Source organism: Dankookia rubra (genome assembly GCF_004355005.1).
Taxonomy (GTDB): Bacteria; Pseudomonadota; Alphaproteobacteria; order Acetobacterales; family Acetobacteraceae; genus Paracraurococcus; species Paracraurococcus ruber_A.
Map to the genome: position 1 here is coordinate 167,716 of NZ_SMSJ01000006.1, position 19,314 is coordinate 187,029.

Annotated in this window: 17 protein-coding genes; 11 read left to right on the forward strand and 6 right to left on the reverse strand. The window is 70.5% G+C overall.

Annotated features, from left to right (window positions below; translation table 11 throughout):
* Positions 1 to 221: 221 nt before the first annotated feature.
* Genes E2C06_RS07810 through E2C06_RS07825 form a run of 4 tightly spaced genes read right to left on the reverse strand, consistent with a single transcriptional unit; the run spans position 222 to position 3,626 of the window.
* Complete coding sequence (locus tag E2C06_RS07810; protein ID WP_133288028.1) at positions 222 to 815, reverse strand: hypothetical protein; 594 nt, start codon at positions 813 to 815, stop codon at positions 222 to 224.
* Entirely contained in the window at positions 812 to 2,050 is a 1,239-nt protein-coding gene (locus E2C06_RS07815; protein ID WP_133288029.1) for a CaiB/BaiF CoA transferase family protein, read from the reverse strand. The genes E2C06_RS07810 and E2C06_RS07815 overlap by 4 nt, the downstream gene beginning before the upstream one ends.
* A complete protein-coding gene (locus E2C06_RS07820; RefSeq protein WP_133288030.1) occupies positions 2,047 to 2,799 on the reverse strand; it encodes a CoA-transferase in 753 nt (250 codons plus the stop codon). Before E2C06_RS07820 ends, E2C06_RS07815 begins: the two co-directional genes overlap by 4 nt.
* Positions 2,796 to 3,626, reverse strand: coding sequence for a CoA transferase subunit A (locus tag E2C06_RS07825; RefSeq protein WP_133288031.1), 831 nt, complete (start codon positions 3,624 to 3,626; stop codon positions 2,796 to 2,798). The genes E2C06_RS07820 and E2C06_RS07825 overlap by 4 nt, the downstream gene beginning before the upstream one ends.
* Before the next feature lie 135 nt (positions 3,627 to 3,761).
* Here E2C06_RS07825 and E2C06_RS07830 point away from each other — a divergent pair, with 135 nt between their 5' ends.
* From E2C06_RS07830 to E2C06_RS07850, 5 genes are all read left to right on the forward strand, one after another.
* Positions 3,762 to 5,708: an alpha/beta hydrolase domain-containing protein gene (locus E2C06_RS07830; RefSeq protein WP_133288032.1), complete on the forward strand. Its 1,947-nt coding sequence runs from the start codon at positions 3,762 to 3,764 to the stop codon at positions 5,706 to 5,708.
* 164 nt (positions 5,709 to 5,872) lie between these two features.
* The gene (locus tag E2C06_RS07835) at positions 5,873 to 7,090 is read left to right on the forward strand and encodes an acyl-CoA dehydrogenase family protein (RefSeq protein ID WP_133288033.1); all 1,218 of its coding nucleotides are present in this window, start codon (positions 5,873 to 5,875) and stop codon (positions 7,088 to 7,090) included.
* A 233-nt stretch (positions 7,091 to 7,323) separates the two neighbouring features.
* Positions 7,324 to 8,124 (forward strand): hypothetical protein, encoded by an 801-nt coding sequence (locus tag E2C06_RS07840; RefSeq protein WP_133288034.1) that lies wholly within the window; start codon positions 7,324 to 7,326, stop codon positions 8,122 to 8,124.
* The gene (locus tag E2C06_RS07845; protein WP_133288035.1) at positions 8,121 to 9,368 is read left to right on the forward strand and encodes a hypothetical protein; all 1,248 of its coding nucleotides are present in this window, start codon (positions 8,121 to 8,123) and stop codon (positions 9,366 to 9,368) included. Before E2C06_RS07840 ends, E2C06_RS07845 begins: the two co-directional genes overlap by 4 nt.
* Positions 9,356 to 10,579: a cytochrome c peroxidase gene (locus E2C06_RS07850; protein ID WP_165982266.1), complete on the forward strand. Its 1,224-nt coding sequence runs from the start codon at positions 9,356 to 9,358 to the stop codon at positions 10,577 to 10,579. The genes E2C06_RS07845 and E2C06_RS07850 overlap by 13 nt, the downstream gene beginning before the upstream one ends.
* A 19-nt stretch (positions 10,580 to 10,598) precedes the next feature.
* Here the strand turns inward: E2C06_RS07850 and E2C06_RS07855 are convergent, their stop codons facing one another.
* Positions 10,599 to 11,192, reverse strand: coding sequence for a carboxymuconolactone decarboxylase family protein (locus E2C06_RS07855; protein ID WP_206664468.1), 594 nt, complete (start codon positions 11,190 to 11,192; stop codon positions 10,599 to 10,601).
* Positions 11,193 to 11,338: 146 nt separating this feature from the next.
* Between E2C06_RS07855 and E2C06_RS07860 the strand changes: the two genes are divergently transcribed.
* The 5 genes from E2C06_RS07860 (at position 11,339) to E2C06_RS07880 (ending at position 16,342) form a co-directional block, all read left to right on the forward strand.
* Positions 11,339 to 12,253, forward strand: coding sequence for an ABC transporter permease subunit (locus E2C06_RS07860; protein ID WP_133288037.1), 915 nt, complete (start codon positions 11,339 to 11,341; stop codon positions 12,251 to 12,253).
* Positions 12,250 to 13,533: a high-affinity branched-chain amino acid ABC transporter permease LivM gene (livM, locus tag E2C06_RS07865; RefSeq protein WP_133288038.1), complete on the forward strand. Its 1,284-nt coding sequence runs from the start codon at positions 12,250 to 12,252 to the stop codon at positions 13,531 to 13,533. Before E2C06_RS07860 ends, livM begins: the two co-directional genes overlap by 4 nt.
* Positions 13,530 to 14,417 carry an ABC transporter ATP-binding protein gene (locus tag E2C06_RS07870; RefSeq protein WP_456305173.1) on the forward strand — a complete coding sequence of 296 codons (888 nt, stop codon included), beginning with the start codon at positions 13,530 to 13,532 and terminating at the stop codon, positions 14,415 to 14,417. Before livM ends, E2C06_RS07870 begins: the two co-directional genes overlap by 4 nt.
* The gene (locus E2C06_RS07875) at positions 14,414 to 15,139 is read left to right on the forward strand and encodes an ABC transporter ATP-binding protein (protein ID WP_133288039.1); all 726 of its coding nucleotides are present in this window, start codon (positions 14,414 to 14,416) and stop codon (positions 15,137 to 15,139) included. The genes E2C06_RS07870 and E2C06_RS07875 overlap by 4 nt, the downstream gene beginning before the upstream one ends.
* A gap of 84 nt (positions 15,140 to 15,223) precedes the next feature.
* Positions 15,224 to 16,342 (forward strand): branched-chain amino acid ABC transporter substrate-binding protein, encoded by a 1,119-nt coding sequence (locus E2C06_RS07880; RefSeq protein ID WP_133288040.1) that lies wholly within the window; start codon positions 15,224 to 15,226, stop codon positions 16,340 to 16,342.
* A gap of 227 nt (positions 16,343 to 16,569) precedes the next feature.
* Here E2C06_RS07880 and E2C06_RS07885 read toward each other — a convergent pair whose 3' ends face one another.
* Positions 16,570 to 17,616: a hypothetical protein gene (locus E2C06_RS07885; protein WP_133288041.1), complete on the reverse strand. Its 1,047-nt coding sequence runs from the start codon at positions 17,614 to 17,616 to the stop codon at positions 16,570 to 16,572.
* Positions 17,617 to 17,687: 71 nt separating this feature from the next.
* Between E2C06_RS07885 and E2C06_RS07890 the strand changes: the two genes are divergently transcribed.
* Positions 17,688 to 19,301, forward strand: coding sequence for a sulfatase-like hydrolase/transferase (locus E2C06_RS07890; protein ID WP_133288042.1), 1,614 nt, complete (start codon positions 17,688 to 17,690; stop codon positions 19,299 to 19,301).
* Positions 19,302 to 19,314: the final 13 nt, after the last annotated feature.

The window sequence follows — 19,314 nt, forward strand, 5'->3', positions numbered from 1 at the left end:
AACCTCCCTCAGCCGCGTCATGAGCCCTTTGTGGGTCTCCGGCGGCTTTCGTTCCTGGACTGGGAGGCATTAGACCGGGCCGCCGCGCCCGGCGCAAGTCACCAAACCCAAGCGATACGGGCTACCGGCGCAGGCTGTGAAACGGCGGAGGGGGAGGGTAAGGCGGGCGGCGGGTCAGCCTTGCCGGGTCGCCCGTCCCCACCTGCCCGGAGGCGGTGGTGTCAGATGAAGTTCTCGCGGGCGATGGCGGCCACCCGGTGGAAGCCGGCCAGCGCATCGAAGGTCTGCTGAGCGATCGCCGCGGGATCGTCGGTGAGCTTCGCAACGACCAGATAGAGCCGGCCGCGCCCGGCGTTGGGCTGCGACGGCGCATGCACCAGCTCGGCGGTCTGCGGCGCGTCATAGCTGGCGAGGATCTCGGCATTCAGCGGCCGGCTGCCGATGCGCTTGGTGTCGTACCATTGACGCAGCACATAAGTGTCGCCCGTGGTGGGGTCGCGCCCGAAGGCCGCCTGGTTGTTGCGGTCCAGCGGGGTATAGGACGCCGATTTGTCGTGCAGTCGGATCTTGAAGTCGAGCCCGGCCGGCAGGCCGGCAGGGCGCAGCGTCACACGCCATTCGAACCCGTCCCGCACCGCCTCGGCCGCTTCCGCCACCTCCTCCGCCGCGGCCTTTCGCAACGAGGAGAAACGCTGGTCGGTCGCCAGCGCGGCGTGCCAGGTACGAAACAGGGTCCGCACCGCGGCGCGGGATTCGACGGGGATCAGCCGCAGCAAGGGGATGGTCAGCGGCCGCTCGGTCATGGTGTCACTCACTTGCGTCGTTGCTCCACCAGGACACCACTTGCGCGCAGCGCCTTCAGTTCTTCCGCCGAGAATCCCCGCCCCGCCAGCACCTCGTCGGTGTGCTCGGCATAGCGGGGGGGCGCCGCCCGCGCGCCGCCTGGGGTGCGGGACAGCTTGATGGGGGTGCCGAGGCCGCGATAGCTGCCGAGCTCCGTGACCATGGCGCGATGCGCGGTATGCTCCGCCGCCATCGCTTCGTCCACATGCAGCACCGGCCCGGCGGGCAGGCCTGCGGCCAGCATGCGCCGGGTCAGGTCGTGGCCATCCTCCTCGGCGAAGCGTTTCTCGAGGACTTCGGTCAAGGCGTCGCGGTTGACGACGCGGGCGCCGTTGGTGGCGAAGCGCTCGTCCTTCGCCATCTCGGGGAAGCCGAGGAACTCGCAGAATTTGCGGAAGGCCGGATCGTTTCCGGCGGCGACGAAGATCTCGCAGGTCTTCGTCCTGAACTTGGAATAAGGCGCCAGGTTCGGGTGCGGGTTGCCGGTCGGCCTCGGTCGCTTGCCGTTCAGGAAGAAATTGGCGGCATGCGGGTGCAGCAGCGCCATGCCGCAATCATGCAGCGTCATGTCGCAATACTGGCCGAGGCCGCTGCGTTCCCGCTCCTGCAGCGCCATCAGGATGGCGATGGTGCTGAAGAGGCCGGTCGCGATGTCGACGATCGGATTGCCGAGGCGGGTCGGGCCGGAGGTCTCGGTGCCGTTGATCGACATGAGGCCGACCATCGCCTGCAGCACGGCGTCGTAGCCGGGGAAGCCGCCGAGCGGGCCGGTTGCGCCGAAGCCGGAGACGCGGCAATGCACGAGGCGCGGGAAGCGCGCCTTCAGCACCGAATCGTAGCCCAAGCCCCATTTCTCCATCGAGCCGGGCTTGAAATTCTCGACCAGCACGTCGGCGCCCTCGAGCAGGCGCAGCAGGACGTCCTTGCCCGCGGGCTTCGAGAGATCGAGGCCGACCGAACGCTTGTTGCGGTTGACCCCGACGAAGTAGCTGGCATCGCCGGCCTCGTCGAAGGGCGGGCCCCAGTCGCGCACCTCGTCGCCCTGCGGCGGCTCGAGCTTCACCACCTCGGCGCCGTGGTCGGACAGCACCATGGTGCAGTAGGGGCCGCCGAGCACGCGGGTCAAATCGATCACGCGCAGCCCCGCGAGAGCGCCGGCGGAACGCGCCAAGCCCTTGCCTTCGATTGTGGAGGAGACGTCGCTCATGCGGCAATCTTCCTGTCGAACACCCGGGCACAGAATTCCGGGTAGGTTTCCAGCATCTCGTCGCAGACCGGGCCGCGCAGCAGCTCGAGTTCCGCTGGCGTCGGGTCCGGCGTCTGCGGCACCTGATCCGGAGCGTCGAAACCGAAGCCGGTGGCGGCGCGAATGCTCTCGACCGTCTCGCCGGGATGCAGACTGAGCAGCGAGAACCGCGCGCGCGCCGGGTGGAAGGCGAAGACGCATTTCCCCGTCACCAGTGCCTGGGCATGGCCGCGGCGGAATACACCCGGTTCGTTCACGCCATTGGCGGAGATATTGTCTACTCGCTCGACCAGGACGCGCGGCGAATGCTCCTCGCGGAACAGGATGGTCCGATGCGACATCATGTACATGAAGGCCGAGCCGAAAGAGCCGGGAAACCGCACGTCCTTGCCCGGCCAGGCACCGGTGCCGACCAGGTTGAGGTTGGCTTGGCCGTCGATCTGCCCGCCGCCGAGGAAGAACAGGTCGATCCGCCCCTGTCCCGTCAGGTCGAAGAGCTCGCGCGTGCCTTCGGTGAAGGGATTGCCGCTGCGCTTGTGCAGCAGCGACAGGCGGACCGGATGCCCCTGCTTCTTCACCAGCCAGCAGGCCGCAGCCGGCAGGGGAGAGGCGGCGCCGACCGCGATATGCCGGGCCGGCGGCGCATCGGGCGCCAGGATTAGCCGGGCGAGCGCGGCGGCGAGGCGTTCCTCGGGACGGATCTCGCTCATTCGGCGGCCGCCGCCCGAGGCCCGAGGACCTCGCGCTCCAGCCAAGCGGCGAAGCCCGCCTCGGTCTTCGCCATCCGCGCATAGTCCGCGACATAGGCGGCATCGGTGCCGTATTCGTCGAGCAGCGCCACCGGATGTGCGCCGCGTTCGGCGATGGCGATCTCGGTCACGTAGGTCGCGTTGATGGTGCCGGCGGCGAGCCGCTCATCCTCGAGGAAGTTGCCCTCGACCACGCGCTCCACCGTCACCAGCGCCCGCTTCGAGGCATGCGCGATGGTGGCGCATTCGCGCCGGCGGCCGAGCCAGACATTGCCGTCCGCATCTGCCATGGCGGCGTGGAAGATGGCGACGTCGGGCGAGATGGCGGGCAGCAGGACGATCGGATCCTCGCCCTGGTCGGCATAGGGGTTGGCGATCACTGTCCAGTCCGGCCGGTGCGCCAGGATGTCGCTGCCGATCAGCCCGCGCAGCGGCATGAAGGGCACGCCCTTCTCGGCCGCCTGCAGCATGGTGTGGACCGCCGGGCAAGTGCAGTCGCGCACCACCAGCGTCCCGGCCCGGACCGCGGCCGAGAAGCGCGGCGCGAAGCCGGCCTCGCCGAGCGAGACGGCGCTGGTTTCGATCTCGGCCACGCAGCCGGCGCCGATCAGCATGTCGGCGGCGAAGCCGGCCACCGGCACGCCGAGCAGCCGCAACCCGCGCGCGCCGCGGCGCACCAGGGCCTTGGCCAGGGCGACCGAGGGCAGGGAATTGTCGGGCGGCAGGGCGATGAGTGCGCCGTCGGGCACGCTCGCGGCCATTGCCTCCAGGCTGATCGGGGTGGTCATGGGCATTCCTCCGATCGCGCACCCTAGAGCAGCGGCCCCCCGGGGGAAACGCCCGCGGGCACGAATCTGCCCCGTTGGCCCGGCTGGCGTAACGGCAGGGCTGGGCTAGGCTGCCCCGAACAGGAGAAATCATCCATGCGTTTCAGGATCGCGGGCTTGTTCGCCGCCGGGCTGCTTGCCGCCGCCCCGGCCCAGGCCGAGGTGACCCGCTTCGAATTGCAGGGCGCCGCCGCCCCGGCCTTCGGCGGCAAGGAATTCGGCCCGGCCGGGCGCTACGAGCGGATCGTGGCCAAGGCCACCATCGCCCTCGACCCCGCCGATGCGCGCAATGCGATCATCGCCGACCTGGCGCTCGCCCCACGTGATGCGGCGGGGAAGGTGGAGGCCACCGCGGAGGTCATCATCCTCCGCCCGGCCGAGGCCGCCCGCGGCAACGGCACGCTCTTGGTGGAAGTGCCGAACCGCGGCCGGGAGATCATCGGCCAGCTGATGAACGACGCGCCGGCGGCCAACCTGCTCTCGGGCGGGACCGATCCGGGTAATGGCTACCTGATGCGGCAGGGCTATACCCTCGCCTGGATTGGCTGGCAGGCGGATATCCCGGCGGGACAGGGAATGCGGCTGGCGGCGCCGGTGGTGCCGAACGTGACCGGCCCGTCGCGTGAGGAGTTCCTGTTCGACCACACCCGCAGCCCGGTCACGGTGCCGCTGACCTACCCGGCCGCGGCGACCGAGGGCGCGACGCTCACCGTCCGCGCCCAGGCCGGGGATCCGCGGCAGACCCCGCCTGGCCTTTCCTTCCGCTTCCTCGATGCGCAGCAGGTCGAGATCACCCGCCCCGCCGGCTTCGATGCCGGGGCGCTATACGAGCTGGTCTACACCGCGAAGGACCCGGTGGTGCAGGGCATGGCCTTCGCCGCCTTCCGCGACATCGGCGGCTTCTTGCGCTGGGAGAAGGGGCCCGCCAACCCGCTCGCCGCCGGTCAGCGCGGCACGGTGGACCAGGCGGTGCTGACCGGCGTCTCGCAGTCTGGCCGCTTCGTGCGGGACTACCTTTATCTCGGCTTCAACGAGGATGAGCGGGGCCGCCAGGTCTATGGCGCGATACTGGCGCATATCCCTGGCAGCCGGCGCACCTTCACCAATGCCCGCTTCGCCCAGCCCGGCCGCAACCCGACCCCGCATGGCGACCGCCACTACCCGGCCGACCAATTTCCCTTCACCTACGCGGCCACCGAGGACCACCTGACCGGCAAGCGGGACGGCCTGCTGGCCCGCTGCCGCGTCACGAATACCTGCCCGCGCATCATGCAGACCGACAGCGAATACGAGTTCTGGGGCGCCCGCGCCTCGCTGCTCGTCACAGATACGCAAGGCAACCACCTCGACCTGCCGCCCGAGGTCCGCGCCTACATGATGACCGGCCACCCGCATTACGCCGCAGCGCAAGCGGTGGCCGAGCGGATCGACCGCTGCGCCCTGCCGGTGAACCCGCTGCAGGCCGGCGCGCCGATGCGGGCCCTGCTGGCGGCGCTGGAGGCCTGGCAGCGCGAGGGCGTCGAGCCGCCCGCCAGCCGCTACCCGATGCGCAGCGCGGGAACGCTGCTGCCCGCCGCCGGCCTCTACCCGGCGATCCCGGCGCTCGGCTATCGCGGCACCTTCGGCCCGGCCCAGCTGGTGGACAACACGGTCGTCCCGCCCGTGGTGAAGGGCGAATACACGGTGCTGCTGCCCCGGGTCGATGCCGACGGCAATGCGATCGGCGGCGTCCGCGGCCCGGTGATCGAGGTGCCGAAGGCAACCTACACCGGCTGGAACCCGCGTGCCGCCGGCTTCGCCCAGGGTGCGCTCTGCTACAATACCGGCGCCGCGGTGCCCTTCGCCGCGACCCGGGCCGAGCGCCTGGCGGCCAATGACCCGCGGCCCTCCCTTGAGGAGCGCTACGCCACCCCGGCGGCCTATGTCGCGGCGGTGCGCGCGGCGGCGGCGCGGCTGGTAGCGGAGCGGCTGCTGCTGCCGGAGGACGCTGCGGCGATGGCGACGGCGGCCGAGGCCGATGCCCTCGCCCGGTTGCGGCGCTGAGCATGCGACGGCGCCTCGCCATGGCGACGGGCCTGCCGCCGTACGCGGCCCGGATGCCGGTGGAGGGCAAATCGGCTGTCCGGGCGGTCTTGGTCGGTCGACTGTCTTGACCGCAGCCGGGTGCCGGGCCTAGGCTCGGGCAAAATCCAGGGAAGGTCCTCGCCATGGCCGCAGCCGAACTCGGCAACGTGCAACTGGAACGTCAGGTGGCCATGTCGGGCGCCGACCCCGCCGCCCGCGCCCGCGCCCTGATCCCGCTGCTGGAGGCCTGTGGCCCGGCGATCGAGCGGGGCAAGGAGCTGGTGCCCGAGGTGGTCGCGGCGCTGCTCGACAACGGCTTCCTCCGGCTGCTGCTGCCGCGCTCGATCGATGGCGGCGACATCTCCCTGCCCGACTTCGCCGAGGTCTGCGAGGCGATCGCCATCGGCGATGCAAGCACCGCCTGGGGCGTCTGCCAGGGCAATGTATCGGCCATGACCGCTTCGGCCTACATGGCGCCGGAGGTGGTGCGTTCCCTTTTCGGCGACCGCTGCGCGGCGCTGGCCTGGGGCGCCCGGCACAATCGCGCCAAGGCGGTGATCGTCGACGGCGGCTACCGCGTCACCGGCGTCTGGGACTTCGCCAGCGGCAACCGGCACTGCACCCTGCTCGGCGCGCATATGCCGGCGGTTCATCCGGACGGCACGCCGCGCCTGTCGCCCGAAGGCAAGCCGGAGGACGTGACGGTGCTCTTCCCGCGCGAGCAGGCGCGGGTCACGCCGGAATGGAATTCGCTCGGCCTGCGGGGCACCGGCAGCGATGTCTACGAGGTGGAGGACCTTTTCATCCCTGACAGCCATGCCTGCGTGCGCGACCGCTTCGAGCGCCGTACGGACCACCGCCCGGTCACCGCCATTACCTCGCATCTCTGCTACGCCACCGGCTTTTCGGCCACCGCGCTCGGCGTCGCCCGCGGCCTGCTGAACCGCTACGTCGCGCTGGCCCGCGGCAAGACCGCGCGCGCCGGGACGCAGCCGATGGCGGAGAACCATTGCGTGCAGTCGGAGATCGCCCAGCTCGAGGCGACCCTGCGGAGCTGCCGGATGTACCTGCTCGGCACGGTGCGGGAGGCCTGGGCCGAGGCGGTGGCGCAGGGCGCGCTGGCGATGGAGACGCGCATCGCACTGCGTCTGGCCACCACCACCGTGATGCGCCAGGCGACCGACGTTTCGGTCGCCTGCTACCGCGCCGGCGGCACCACTGCGATCCTTGAGGCGAACGAGTTCGAGCGCCGCTTCCGTGATGCGATGAGCGTGTCCCAGCACCTGCAGGCAACTCCTTGGCACCTGGAGACGGTAGGGCGCTTCCTGCTGGGCAGCGGGGAGAAGCCGGCCTTCGTCTGAGGCCGGCACCGTCATGGCCGGATGAATTCGACTTCATCCTGCGCGGCGGCGCCCCGACCAGACGGCGGCGATCCGAGGCCGTGGCGGCCCGCCATGCGCCTGGTGCCGTGTGCACTATCCGATGGCGGTTTCCGCCATGTAATCCGCCGCCGGTCGACCGTTGCGGCAAATGCGGGCTTGCGATAACCCAACTGCGAGTAACTCGCAATTGCGGTGCTTCCATGAACCGACGCATGCTCCTCGCCCTGTCCGCCGGCCTTGCTGCCAGCGCCGCGCTGCGCGCCATGGCCGCACCCATCGTCCCGCCGCTCGACCTCGACATCCCCATCTGCCGCGGCGGCCTGCGCCGCGTCGCCGAGGTGCCGCAGCGCGATGCCTTGACGCCCGAGGCAGCGGATGCCGACTTCCTCGAGAAGATGGGCCTGCTGGAGGGGCACCTCATCGTTGGCCGCCGGCTGCTGGAGGCCGGTCAGGCGCGGCTCGCAGTGCCGCATTTCGGCCACCCGATCCGCGAGCTTTACACCTGGCTGGAGCCGCGCCTCGCCTCCCGCCGCGTCCCGGGTTTCGAGCGCGAGCTGGAGGTGATGGAAGCCTGGGCCGAGGGCGGCAATGCCGGCACCGATGGCCGCTTCGGCGAGGCCTGGACCTCGCTGGCCCCGAAGCTGACCCGGGCCAAGCGGGCGGTCGACCCGCAGCGCCTGGCCAGCGCCCGCTTCATGCTCGGGCACGTGGCGATGATGGTCTACGACGTCGCCTCCGATTACGGCGAGAGCATCGAGCGCGGCCGCATCGTCAACGTGGTCGAGTACCACGACAGCATGGGCTTCCTCGCCTATGCGACGCAGACCGTGGCGGAGCAGCAGGCCGCCGGCCGGGCGCCGGCCGAGTGGGTGGAGGCAGCGGGCGTGCTGGAGGAACTCCGCAGGCTCGCTTATGCCGAGCTGCTGCCGCCCGGCCGGTTGCCGACCAGCGTCAGCTCCGTCCGCAGCCGCTCCGACCGGATCCAGGCGATCGCGGCGCGAGTGCAAGCGTGAAGGCTGCCTTCCGCATTGGTGTAACTTTCCTGCTGCTGGCCGGCCCGGCGCAGGCGCAGATGCGCAATGTCGGCCCCGGCGTCGCCGACCGGACCGGCACGCAGACCCGTGGCGGCAGCGACGAGATCGTCTTCGGCGGCGAGGTGCAGGCGACGCTCCAGCTCGACGTCAATGGCCGCCGGAGCAGCACACCGGCCAACGGCAACCTCTTCACCGAATCCCTGGCGGCGGCCTACCTGCTGCTGCCCTACGGCTTCGCGGTGAATGGCGTGCTGCGGCTGGAACAGGCCGGCAGCGCCGCGGACGGCAAGGGCAGCGTCTTCCGCGACCAGACCCTGTGGGCCGACGAGCTCTACCTGACCTGGAGCCGCGGCGTGCTCGACGTCTTCGGCGGCAAGATCCACCCACGGTTCGGCAGCGCCTGGGATCGCGGCCCCGGCCTCTACGGCACCGATTTCGGCCGGGAGTACGAGCTAGTCGAGAAGATCGGCGTCGGCGCGCGGCTCTGGGCCTCCGACCTGCTCGGGCTGACCCGGACGATCGGCTCGCACAACCTGCAGGTCGAGATGTTTGAGGCCGACCGCAGCGCGCTGTCCTATTCCGGCTTCAACCCGCGCTGGGCGCAGACCAGGTCGAGCATCGACCCAGTGACCGGCGAGGCGGTGACCCGCACCGACTGGCGCTGGCGCAACCGCCGCGCCACCGGCGGCGCGGACAACACCGATTTCTCCGGCGGCTCGGTGGCCTCGCTGGCCGGCTACGGCATCCCGATGCCGCGCGGCCTGGCGGGCTATACCGCCTCCTATGCCGCGCGGAAGCCGGGGCAGGATGCGGTGGAGGCGGGCCGGGCGGCAACCGAGCAGGCCTGGTCCTTCGGCGCCTTCTGGACCGTGCCCTTGCCGCAGCGGCTGGAGGCGGCGCCCTTCGCCGAATATGTCCACAAGGACCAGGCCGACGGCTACCGCGACCGCACCGTCGAGTACCTGACGGCCGGCATGGATCTGCGCCGGGCGCCCTGGACGGTGTCCTACGCCTACTTGGCGAACCGCAACGAGAACCGGGCCGCGGGGCTCCGCGGCACGCGGGTGCAGCAGACCGCGAGCGTCACCTACGACCTCTACTTCGTCGCGCCGCTGCCGATCCTGCGCAGCGCCTCGGTGACGGTCGGCTGGCGGCGGCTCAGGGAGGCCGGCGAGGCGGCCAACGACTTCGGGGGGCTGGTGGGATGGGCTTGGAAGTTCTGAGGCGCGCGGCCGCCTGCGCCGCCGCGGTGCTGCTCGGCGCTGCGGCGCTGCCCGACGGCTCCAGCATTGATCCTTCGGTCGACCGTTTCCCGGCGCAGATCCTCCGCAGCGAGGTCGCCGGCGGCAGGCAGAGCTTCATCGTCGCACTCGGCAACACCGCCTTCTCCTCTCCGCTGCTGTACGGTGAGGCGGCGCGGCAGGCCGGTCTGTCCTGCAATTCCTGCCACGTGAACGGTCACGCCAATCCCGACTTCCACATCCCCGGCCATTCCGCGCGGAAGGGCAGCCTCGACCCGACCGGCAGCCTGTTCGATCTCGCGGCCGAGGACGGGGTCGAGAACCATGTTGACATCCCGAGCCTGCGCGGCATCCGCTACCTCGCGCCCTATGGGCGGGACGGCCGCATCGCCTCGCTGCGGGAATTCGCCCGGCACGTGATCGTCAACGAGTTCGCCGGGCCGGAGCCGGCGCCGATGATCCTCGACGCGCTGGTCGCCTACATGGGCGAGTTCGAGTTCATCCCGAATTCCCGCATCACCGGGGACGGCCGGCTGGCGCCGGGCGCCACGCCGGCCGAGGCGCGCGGCGAGGCGGCCTTCGTCACGGCCTGCGCCGCCTGCCACGTTCCCGGCACCGCCTTCACCGATGGCCGCGCGCATGATGTCGGCACCGATGGCCGCTTCCGCACGCCGACCCTGATGAACGTGGTGGACAGCGCGCCCTTTGGCCATGACGGCCGCTGGCCGGACCTCGAGGCGGCGGTCGCGGGCCATGTCCCGGCCATGTCGGCGGACCAGCGGGCCGACATCGTCGCTTTGCTTGCCGCCGCCGGCGCGGCGGACGACGCGACCCAGCCCGCCACCTTCCGGCTGGAGATGGGCGAACTCGCCACCTATGTCGGCCTGCTCGACCAGACCCTCGTCCGCGGCGATGCGGCGCTGACCCGCTTTGTGGTGGACACCGTGAATGCCGAGATGCGCCGGGTAGAGCGCGGTTTTCCCGAGGGCGACACGCGGCGCCTGGCCGCAAGGCCGGACCGCCACAAGCTGGTCCCGCTGGACTACGCGGCGTTGCGCGGCGGGCTGAACCGGGTCGCCGCGCTGGCCGAGGCAGGCGACCGCGGTGCGGCCGTGGCGGCGCTCGACGCCTATCACGACCTGGCAGAGAAGATGGTCGCGAACTACCCAAGGCCGGGGAAGGAGCGGCGGTGAGGCCCGCCGCCCCAGGGACCTACAAGGGCTTCAGCGGCACCGGGACACCCGGCGGCAGCGGCACCTGGGCCACGTTCAGGGTCATCGCCACCGCGACGTAGTAGCCGCTGACCGCGATAAGATCGATGATGCCGCGCTCGCCGAAGCGGTCCCTGGTCGCGGCGTAGGTCTCGTCCGAGACCTGCTTGGTCCTGTGCAGCTCGGTGCAGAACTGCCAGACCAGGGCCTGGTCGGCATCCATCCCGTCCGGCTTCTGGCCCTCCGCCACCGCCTCGGCGATGGCCGGCGGCAGCCCGGCCTTCATCGCCAGCAGGTGGTGGGCATACCATTCGTACTGCGCCGACCACTCCCGCGCGGTGACCAGGATCGCCAGCTCGTTCAGCGCCGCCGGGATTGAGGTGTCGAAGCGCAGGTACTCGCCAAGCTTTTGGAAGCGCTCCGCCACTACCGGGCTGCGGAGCATGGCGGGGAAGGGGCCGCGCAGCCCGCCGCGCGGGCCGGAGACGATGCCGTCGACGATGCGCTGCTGCTCCGGGGTCATCGCCTCGGGCGGCAAGGGGGGCAGGCGGCCGGCGCGGCCGTCATCGGCCGGCAGGCTCGTATCACTGGGCATGGGTTTCCTCCCGCAGTCGTGGCGGCATTGTCGCCCTCGGGGGCGGGCAGCGGCAACACCCCCCGGTTCCCGCTCTGGCCCCCTTCGCAACCCGCACCGCCTGCCCTAGCGTGCGATCACAGGGAATTTCGCGGCCCGGAGACATAATGGCCTATGCGCTGCAGCAGCTGATCAACGGGATCAGCCTGGGGATGATCTACGGCCTGATCGCCGTGGGCTACACCATGGTCTACGGCATCATCGGCATGATCAATTTCGCCCATGGCGACGTGTTCATGATCGGTGCCTTCATCGCGCTCATCACCGTGCTGCTGCTGCAGCTAGGCGGGATGATGGACGGGCCGGCGGCGATCCTGCTGGTCCTGCTGGTCTCGATGGCCTTCACCGCGCTTTATGGCTGGTCGGTCGAGCGGGTGGCCTATCGCCCGCTGCGCGGCAGTTTCCGCCTGGCGCCACTGATCTCGGCGATCGGCATCTCCATCGTGCTGCAGAACTACGTGCAGGTCAGCCAGGGGGCCCGGGTCAAGCCGATCGGCACGCTCGTGCCGGGCGGGGTGGAGGTGATGCGCGACGGCCCCTTCGTCGTGCAGTTCTCCTACATCCAGATGCTGATCATCGCCGTCACGCTCGGCGTGCTGGCGGTCTTCACCATCCTCGTCACCCGCACGCCGCTCGGCCGCGCCATGCGGGCCTGCGAGCAGGACAGCAAGATGGCGTCGCTGCTGGGCATCGACACCGACCGCACCATCAGCCTGACCTTCGTCATCGGCGCCGCACTCGCGGCCGTCGCCGGCACGCTCTACATGATCCGGTACGGCGTCATCGACTTCTATATCGGCTTCCTCGCGGGAGTGAAGGCCTTCACCGCCGCGGTGCTGGGCGGCATCGGCTCGCTGCCCGGGGCGGTGCTGGGCGGGCTGCTGATCGGCTTGATCGAGACCTTCTGGTCGGCCTATTTCAGCGCACAGTACAAGGATGTCGCCGCCTTCTCCATCCTGGTGGTCACCCTGATCTTCCTGCCCACCGGGCTGCTCGGCCGGCAGGAGGTCGAGAAGGTATGACCCCGGCACAGGCCATTCGCGACGCGGCCATCGCCGCCGCCGTCGCCTTCGGGCTCTTCGTCATGCTGGTCGGGCTGCGGACCGATGTGGGGCCGGAGGGCGGCCTGATACTGCGGCAGCGCTGGGGGCAGGTGGCGCTGCTCTGCGGCATCGTCTTCGCCGGGCGGCTGGCGATCACGACGCTGGCCGGCCGCCGCGCGCTGCAGCCGAGCACCGCGCCCGGGCCCTGGACCGCGAGGCTGCAGCGGGCCGGCAAGCTGCTGGCCCCGGCGCTGCTGGCCGTGGCGCTGGTGCTGCCCGCCATTCCCGGGATCGGCCGCTATGAACTCGATATCGGGATCCTGGTGCTGACCTACATCATGCTTGGCTGGGGGCTGAACATCGTGGTTGGCCTGGCCGGGCTGCTCGACCTCGGCTACGTCGCCTTCTATGCCATCGGCGCCTATTCCTATGCGTTGCTGGCGCAGTATTTCGGCCTCTCCTTCTGGATCTGCCTGCCACTGGCCGGCATCCTCGCCGCTTTCTGGGGCGTGCTTCTAGGCTTCCCCGTCCTGCGGCTGCGCGGCGACTACCTCGCGATCGTGACGCTCGCTTTCGGCGAGATCATCCGCGTGGTCCTGCTGAACTGGACCGAGCTGACCAACGGGCCGAACGGCATCAGCGGCATCCCGCGCCCGAGCTTCTTCGGCCTGCCCTTCAGCATGGCGGGTGGCGAGGGCACCTTCGCCGGCTTCTTCGGGATCGAGCCCTCGCCGAGCCACCGGGTCATCTTCCTCTACTACGTCATCTTCGCGCTCGCCCTGCTGACCAACTGGGTCACGCTGCGGCTGCGACGCCAGCCACTGGGCCGGGCTTGGGAGGCGCTGCGGGAGGATGAGATCGCCTGCCGCGCCCTCGGCATCAACATCACCACCACAAAGCTGACCGCCTTTGCGCTCGGCGCCATGTTCGGCGGCTTCGCCGGCGCGTTCTTCGCCACTCGCCAGGCCTTCATCAGCCCGGAAAGCTTCACCTTCATCGAGAGCGCCATCATCCTGGCGATCGTCGTCCTCGGCGGCCTCGGCAGCCAGGTCGGCGTCGCCATCGCCGCGCTGGTGATGATCGGCGGCTTCGAGGTGTTCCGCGGTCTGGACGAGTGGCGGATGCTGGTCTTCGGCGGGGCCATGGTGGTCATCATGGTGCTGCGGCCGCGCGGCCTGGTCGGCACGCGGACACCCTCCATCGCGCTCGGGGAGAAGCGCGCGATCGGCGGAGACCTGGTCGGTGAGGGGCGCGGATGATGCCGGCCGACGAACCGCCGCGGGTCGAGGAGGACGGCCTCACCCGGAAGATGACCGGCGACCGGCGCGTCCACCGGGAGATGATCCTCGAGGTCGCCAACCTGACCATGCGGTTCGGCGGCCTGACCGCTGTCTCCGCTGTCTCCTTCGCCGCCTCGCGCGGCGAGATCACCGCCGTGATCGGCCCGAATGGCGCCGGCAAGACCACGCTGTTCAACTGCATCACCGGCTTCTACCGCCCGACCGGCGGCGCGATCCGGCTGCACCGGGCAAACGAGTTGCCGGTCGACCTGCACCTGCTGCCCGGCCACCGCATCGCCCGCGCGGGCGTCGCCCGCACCTTCCAGAACATCCGGCTGTTTCCCGGCATGACCGCGCTCGAGAACCTGCTGGTGGCGCAGCACGTCAAGCTGATGGCGGCGACCGGCTTCGGCATCGGCGCGGTGCTCGGCCTGTCGCGCTACCCGAAGGCGGAGCGCCAGGCGGTGGAACTGGCGCGGCAATGGCTTTCCGCCACCAACCTGCTCGACCGCGCCGACGATCCGGCCGGGGCGCTGCCCTATGGCGCGCAGCGGCGGCTGGAGATCGCTCGGGCCATGTGCACCGAGCCTGCGCTGCTGTGCCTGGACGAGCCCGCCGCCGGCCTCAATCCGCGCGAATCTGACGAACTCGCCCGGCTGCTGCTGGAGATCCGCGGCCAGGGCACGTCCCTGCTGCTGATCGAGCACGACATGGGCGTGGTGATGCGCATCTCCGACCGCGTGGTCGTGCTGGACCACGGCAAGCTGATTGCCGATGCCGCGCCCGCCGCGGTGCAGGGCGACCCCAAGGTGATCGCCGCCTATCTCGGCGAGGGCGACGAGGACGAGGAGGCCGAGGCATGAGCCCCGCGCTGCTCGAGGTCGACCGCGTCTCCGCCGGTTATGGTGCGGTGCAGGCGCTGAACGAAGTTTCGCTGCACGTCCAGCCCGGCGAGATCGTCACGCTGATCGGTGCCAACGGAGCCGGCAAGTCGACGCTGCTGATGACCATCTGCGGCCAGCCGAAGCCGCGCAGCGGCCGCATCAGCCTGGCCGGGGCGGACATCACGGGTCAGCCGACCCATGCCATCATGCGCCGCGGCGTGGCGCAGTCGCCCGAGGGCCGCCGCATCTTCCCGCGCATGACGGTGCGGGAGAACCTGCTGATGGGTGCCGAGGCGTTGACGAAGGACGAGCCCGGGCCGCAGATGGAGCAGGCCTTCGCCCTGTTCCCGCGGCTGAAGGAACGGCTCTGGCAGCGCGGCGGCACGCTCTCGGGCGGTGAGCAGCAGATGCTCGCCATCGGCCGGGCGCTGATGTCGAAGCCGAAGCTGCTGCTGCTGGACGAGCCCTCGCTCGGCCTCGCCCCGCTGGTGGTGAAGCAGATCTTTGATGCCATCCGCAGGCTGAATGCCGAAACCGGGCTGACCGTGCTGCTGGTCGAGCAGAACGCCAACCAGGCGCTGCGGCTGGCGCATCGGGGCTACGTGCTGGTGAACGGCCGGATCACCATGGAAGGCCCGGGACGGGCTCTGCTGGCCCGGCCGGAGATCCGCGACGCCTACCTCGGCGGCGGCCACGGCTGACAAGGCGCGGCCGGGTCCGTTACCCTGCCGCAAGCGGCCGTGCCCGGACTCGGGCAAGGCCGGCAACCAAAAGGAGAAACAGGGATGCTCAAGCGCAGGACGCTACTTCAGGCCGCCACCGCGCTGCCGGTGGCCATGGGCTCCACCGGGGCCTTCGCGCAAGGCTCGGGCCCGATCCGCATCGCCTGCGCCGGGCCGCTCACCGGCTCCAACGCCGCGGCCGGTGACCAGATGAAGATCGGCGCCCAGCAGGCGGTGGCCGATTTCAACGCCGCCGGCGGCGTGCTTGGCCGGCAGCTCGTATTGGAGTTGGGCGACGATGCCTGCGACCCGCGCCAGGCGGTCTCGGTCGCCAACCAGATGGCCGGCCGCAAGGTGGCGATGGTCGCCGGCCACTACTGCTCGGGCAGCTCGATCCCGGCCTCCAAGGTCTATGCCGAGGAAGGCGTGCTGCAGATCAGCCCGGCCAGCACCAACCCGAAATACACCGATGAGGGCAGCTGGAACACCTTCCGCGTCTGCGGCCGGGACGACCAGCAGGGCCAGGTGGCCGGCGCCTATATCGCCAAGACCTTTCCCGGCAGGAAGGTGGCGATCCTTCATGACAACCAGGCTTACGGAAAGGGCCTGGCCGAGGAGACCAAGAAGTCGCTCAATGCGGCCGGCCAGAACGAGGTGCTGTTCAGCGCCTATACCCCCGGCGAGCGCGACTACAGCGCCCTGGTCTCCCGGATGAAGGAGGCCGGTGTCCAGGTCATGTACATCGGCGGCTACTATACCGAGGCCGGGCTGATCCTGCGCCAGGCCAAGGAGCAGGGCATGGCGGTTACCATGATCGGCGGCGACGCCCTGGTGACCAAGGATTTCTGGCAGATCACCGGCGCCACCGGCGAGGGCACGCTGATGACCTTCCCGAGCGACCCGCGCAACCGTCCCGCGGCGGCCAAGGTGGTGCAGAGCTTCAAGGCCAGGAACGTCGATCCGGAGGGCTACGTCCTCTACACCTATGCCGCCGTGCAGATCTGGGCCGCCGCAGCCGAAAAGCTGAAGAGCATCGACCCGAAGAAGATCGCCGAAGCCATGAAGTCCTCGGGCCCGTGGCAGACCGTTCTGGGTCCGATCAGCTTCGACAAGAAGGGCGACGTCACCGTTGCGGATTATGTGTTCTACGTGTGGAAGAACGGCGCCTATAGCGAAATCTAGCTTGAAGCCGGGCCGCGAAGGGCCCAGCTTCCACCCATCGTCAACAACCGAAAGGAGGTGATCCAGTGTCTCATTGTTCGCAGGTGGATGCCGCAGCCGCGGCCTGGATCATCGTCTCCGCCACTGCGGGGATGGCTTCCTGAGCCACGCGGGGCGGTAACGCCCGAAACAATGGAAGGGCCTCGGCGGGATACCGCCGGGGCCCTTCGCAATTTCGGCCCGCTTCGTCAGGCCTGCCAGTCGGCGATGGCGTCGCGCAGCGCCGTGGCGATGCGGTGCTCGAAGGCAAAACCTGCCGGGCTGTCGAAATGCCCGGGCAGGTGCCATTCGTAGGTGGGATGCGGGCGGGGGACGCGCAGCGCCACGGCCTCGGGTAGCAGGTGCTCCGTCGCCCCTGGCACGCCCTCGATGGGGTTGTGCAGCAGGAAGAGGCCGAGCCGCGACTCCCGCACCCTTCGCCGCAGCGCCGCCAGCAGCCGCTGCGCGAGCGCCGCATCCGGTGCCGCCTCGGTAACCAGGAAGCAGACCCGGAGGGGCACCCCCGGCGCGGCGCAGGCCCGCTCGAAGCGGCGGGCCAGGATCTCGAGGTCGAGGCGGAGCGGCGCGAGGCCGTCCTCCTCCCATTGCGGGCCGGCATGGTGGTTCCAGACCGCGCCGCCATCCTGCCGCCGCAGCAGCCGCCGGCCGCTCGGCGTGGTCACCGCATGGATGGCCGAGGGGGGGGCATAGCCGGCCCAGCCTTCCTCCAGCGCTGCGAGCACCACGGGCAAGTGGTGGGCGGCCAGGGCGAAGGGGTTCAGTGCTTCCATCGCCTGCGGCGTGCTGCGGAAACCCCAGCGGGCCGGCAGGTTCCAGGGCAGGCAATGCAACCCGAGCGGCAGCAACGGGACCCGGGCCAAGCCGGCGGCCCAGGCCGATTCGCGGAAGGCCTGGCGGGCCTGCGCGCGCGCCAGCGCCGTCCCCGGTCTCCCCGCGGCCTCCCCGCCGAGGCCGCGCAGCAGGGCGCGTGGCAGGGCGGGCGGGATGCCGACCGCGCCATGCTGTTCCAGCCGGGCGAACGCCCAGGCGCGCGCCGGAGCGAGTGCCGCGGCGGGCATGCGGTGGGCCAGCGCGGCAATCATCTCCGCCGCCTCCGCCAGGGTCAGCGCGGCGGCGGCGAAGCGCCGGTCTACCGCCTCCTCGATATGCCGCTGCAGCAGCCGGGCCAGCGGCGCCGGCATCGGCGGCAGGCGAGTCAGGTCCAGCGCCGCCTGCAGGGCCCGCTCGGCCTCCATCGCGCTCAGCCTCGCCAGCCGCGCGCGGCGCGGGCAGACTGCACCGGGGCTGATCGCACCGGGGGAAAGCCATGATCCGCAACGTCCTGTTCGTCATGTGCGACCAGCTGCGCTGGGACCATCTCTCCTGCGCCGGCCACCCGCACCTGCAGACCCCGAACATCGATGCCCTGGCGAAGCGCGGCATTCGCTTCCCGAATGCCTTCGTGCAGAGCGGCATCTGCGGCCCGTCGCGGATGTCCTTCTATACCGGGCGCTACGTCTCCTCGCACGGCTCGACCCACAACCGGGTGCCGCTCTCGGTCGGGGAGGTGACGCTGGGCTGGCACCTGCGCGAGAGCGGCCGGACCCTGGCGCTGGCCGGCAAGACCCATGTCCTGCCCGACGCGCACGGGATGCGGCGGCTGGAGCTCGACGGCCAGAACGACCTGTCCACCCTGCTGAAGGAGGGCTGGTTCCGGCTGGTCGACCGGCATGACGGCCACCACGGCGAGCCCGACAGCGCCTATGCCGACTGGCTGCGGTCGAAGGGCTATGCCAGCCGTGACCCCTGGACGGATTTCGTCATCGCCGTCGACGGCCCGGACGGCAAGCCGCTGTCCGGCTGGAAGATGCGCAATGCCTGCTACCCCGCCCGGGTCGCCGAGGCGCATAGCGAGACCGCCTATACCACCGACCGCGCGATCGAGTTCCTGGAGCGCCAGGGGGACGACCCCTTCGTGCTGCATCTGTCCTATGTGAAGCCGCATTGGCCCTACATCGCGCCGGCGCCTTACCACGCCATGTACGGGCCGGAGCACTGCCTGCCAGTAAAGCGGCACGAGGCCGAACGTGGCCCGGGCGCCCACCCGATGGTCCGCGCCTGGCAGGACGAGGAGGTGGCGCAAAGCTTCCAGCAGGACGTGGCGATCGAGACGGTGCGGCCGACCTACCAGGGGCTGATCCGCCAGGTCGACGACCATCTCGGCCGGGTCTGGGCGACGCTGGAGACGCTCGGCCGCTGGCAGGACACGCTGGTCATCTTCACCGCCGACCATGGCGACTACCTCGGCGACCACTGGCTGGGCGAGAAGGAGCTGTTCCACGACTGCGTCCAGCGCGTGCCCATGCTGGTCTACGACCCGACCGTGGCGGCGGACGCGACGCGCGGAACGGCGGACCCCCGGCTGGTCGAGGCGGTGGACGTGGTACCGACCATCCTCGATGCGCTCGGGCTCGACCCGGCCAGCCATGTGGTGGAGGGACGCTCGCTGGTCCCGGCGCTGCGGGGCGTGGCCGCGCGGTCGCAGGGCGCCGCGGGCGCAGCGCGTGACGCGCCCGGCGAGGCCTCGGAAGACTGGCGCGACTGCGCCATCAGCGAGCTGGACTGGACCTTCCGCGGCGCGCGCCGGCGCCTCGGCTATCCCACCGGGCAGCACATGGCCTGGATGGTCCGCACCGATCGCTGGAAATACATCCACTGGACCGGCGGGCTGAGGCCCCAGCTTTTCGACCTGGTGCAGGATCCGGACGAGTTCCACGACCTCGGCGACGACAGGACATTGGTCGGCGTGCGCGACGCCATGCGGCACCGGCTGCTGCAGTGGTTCACCCGGCTGAAGTCGCGCACCACGATCACCTGGGCCGAGGCGGAGCAGCGCACCGACAGCCACAAGAAGGCGGGCGTCTTCCTCGGCGAGTGGTAGTCACCCGCCGGGG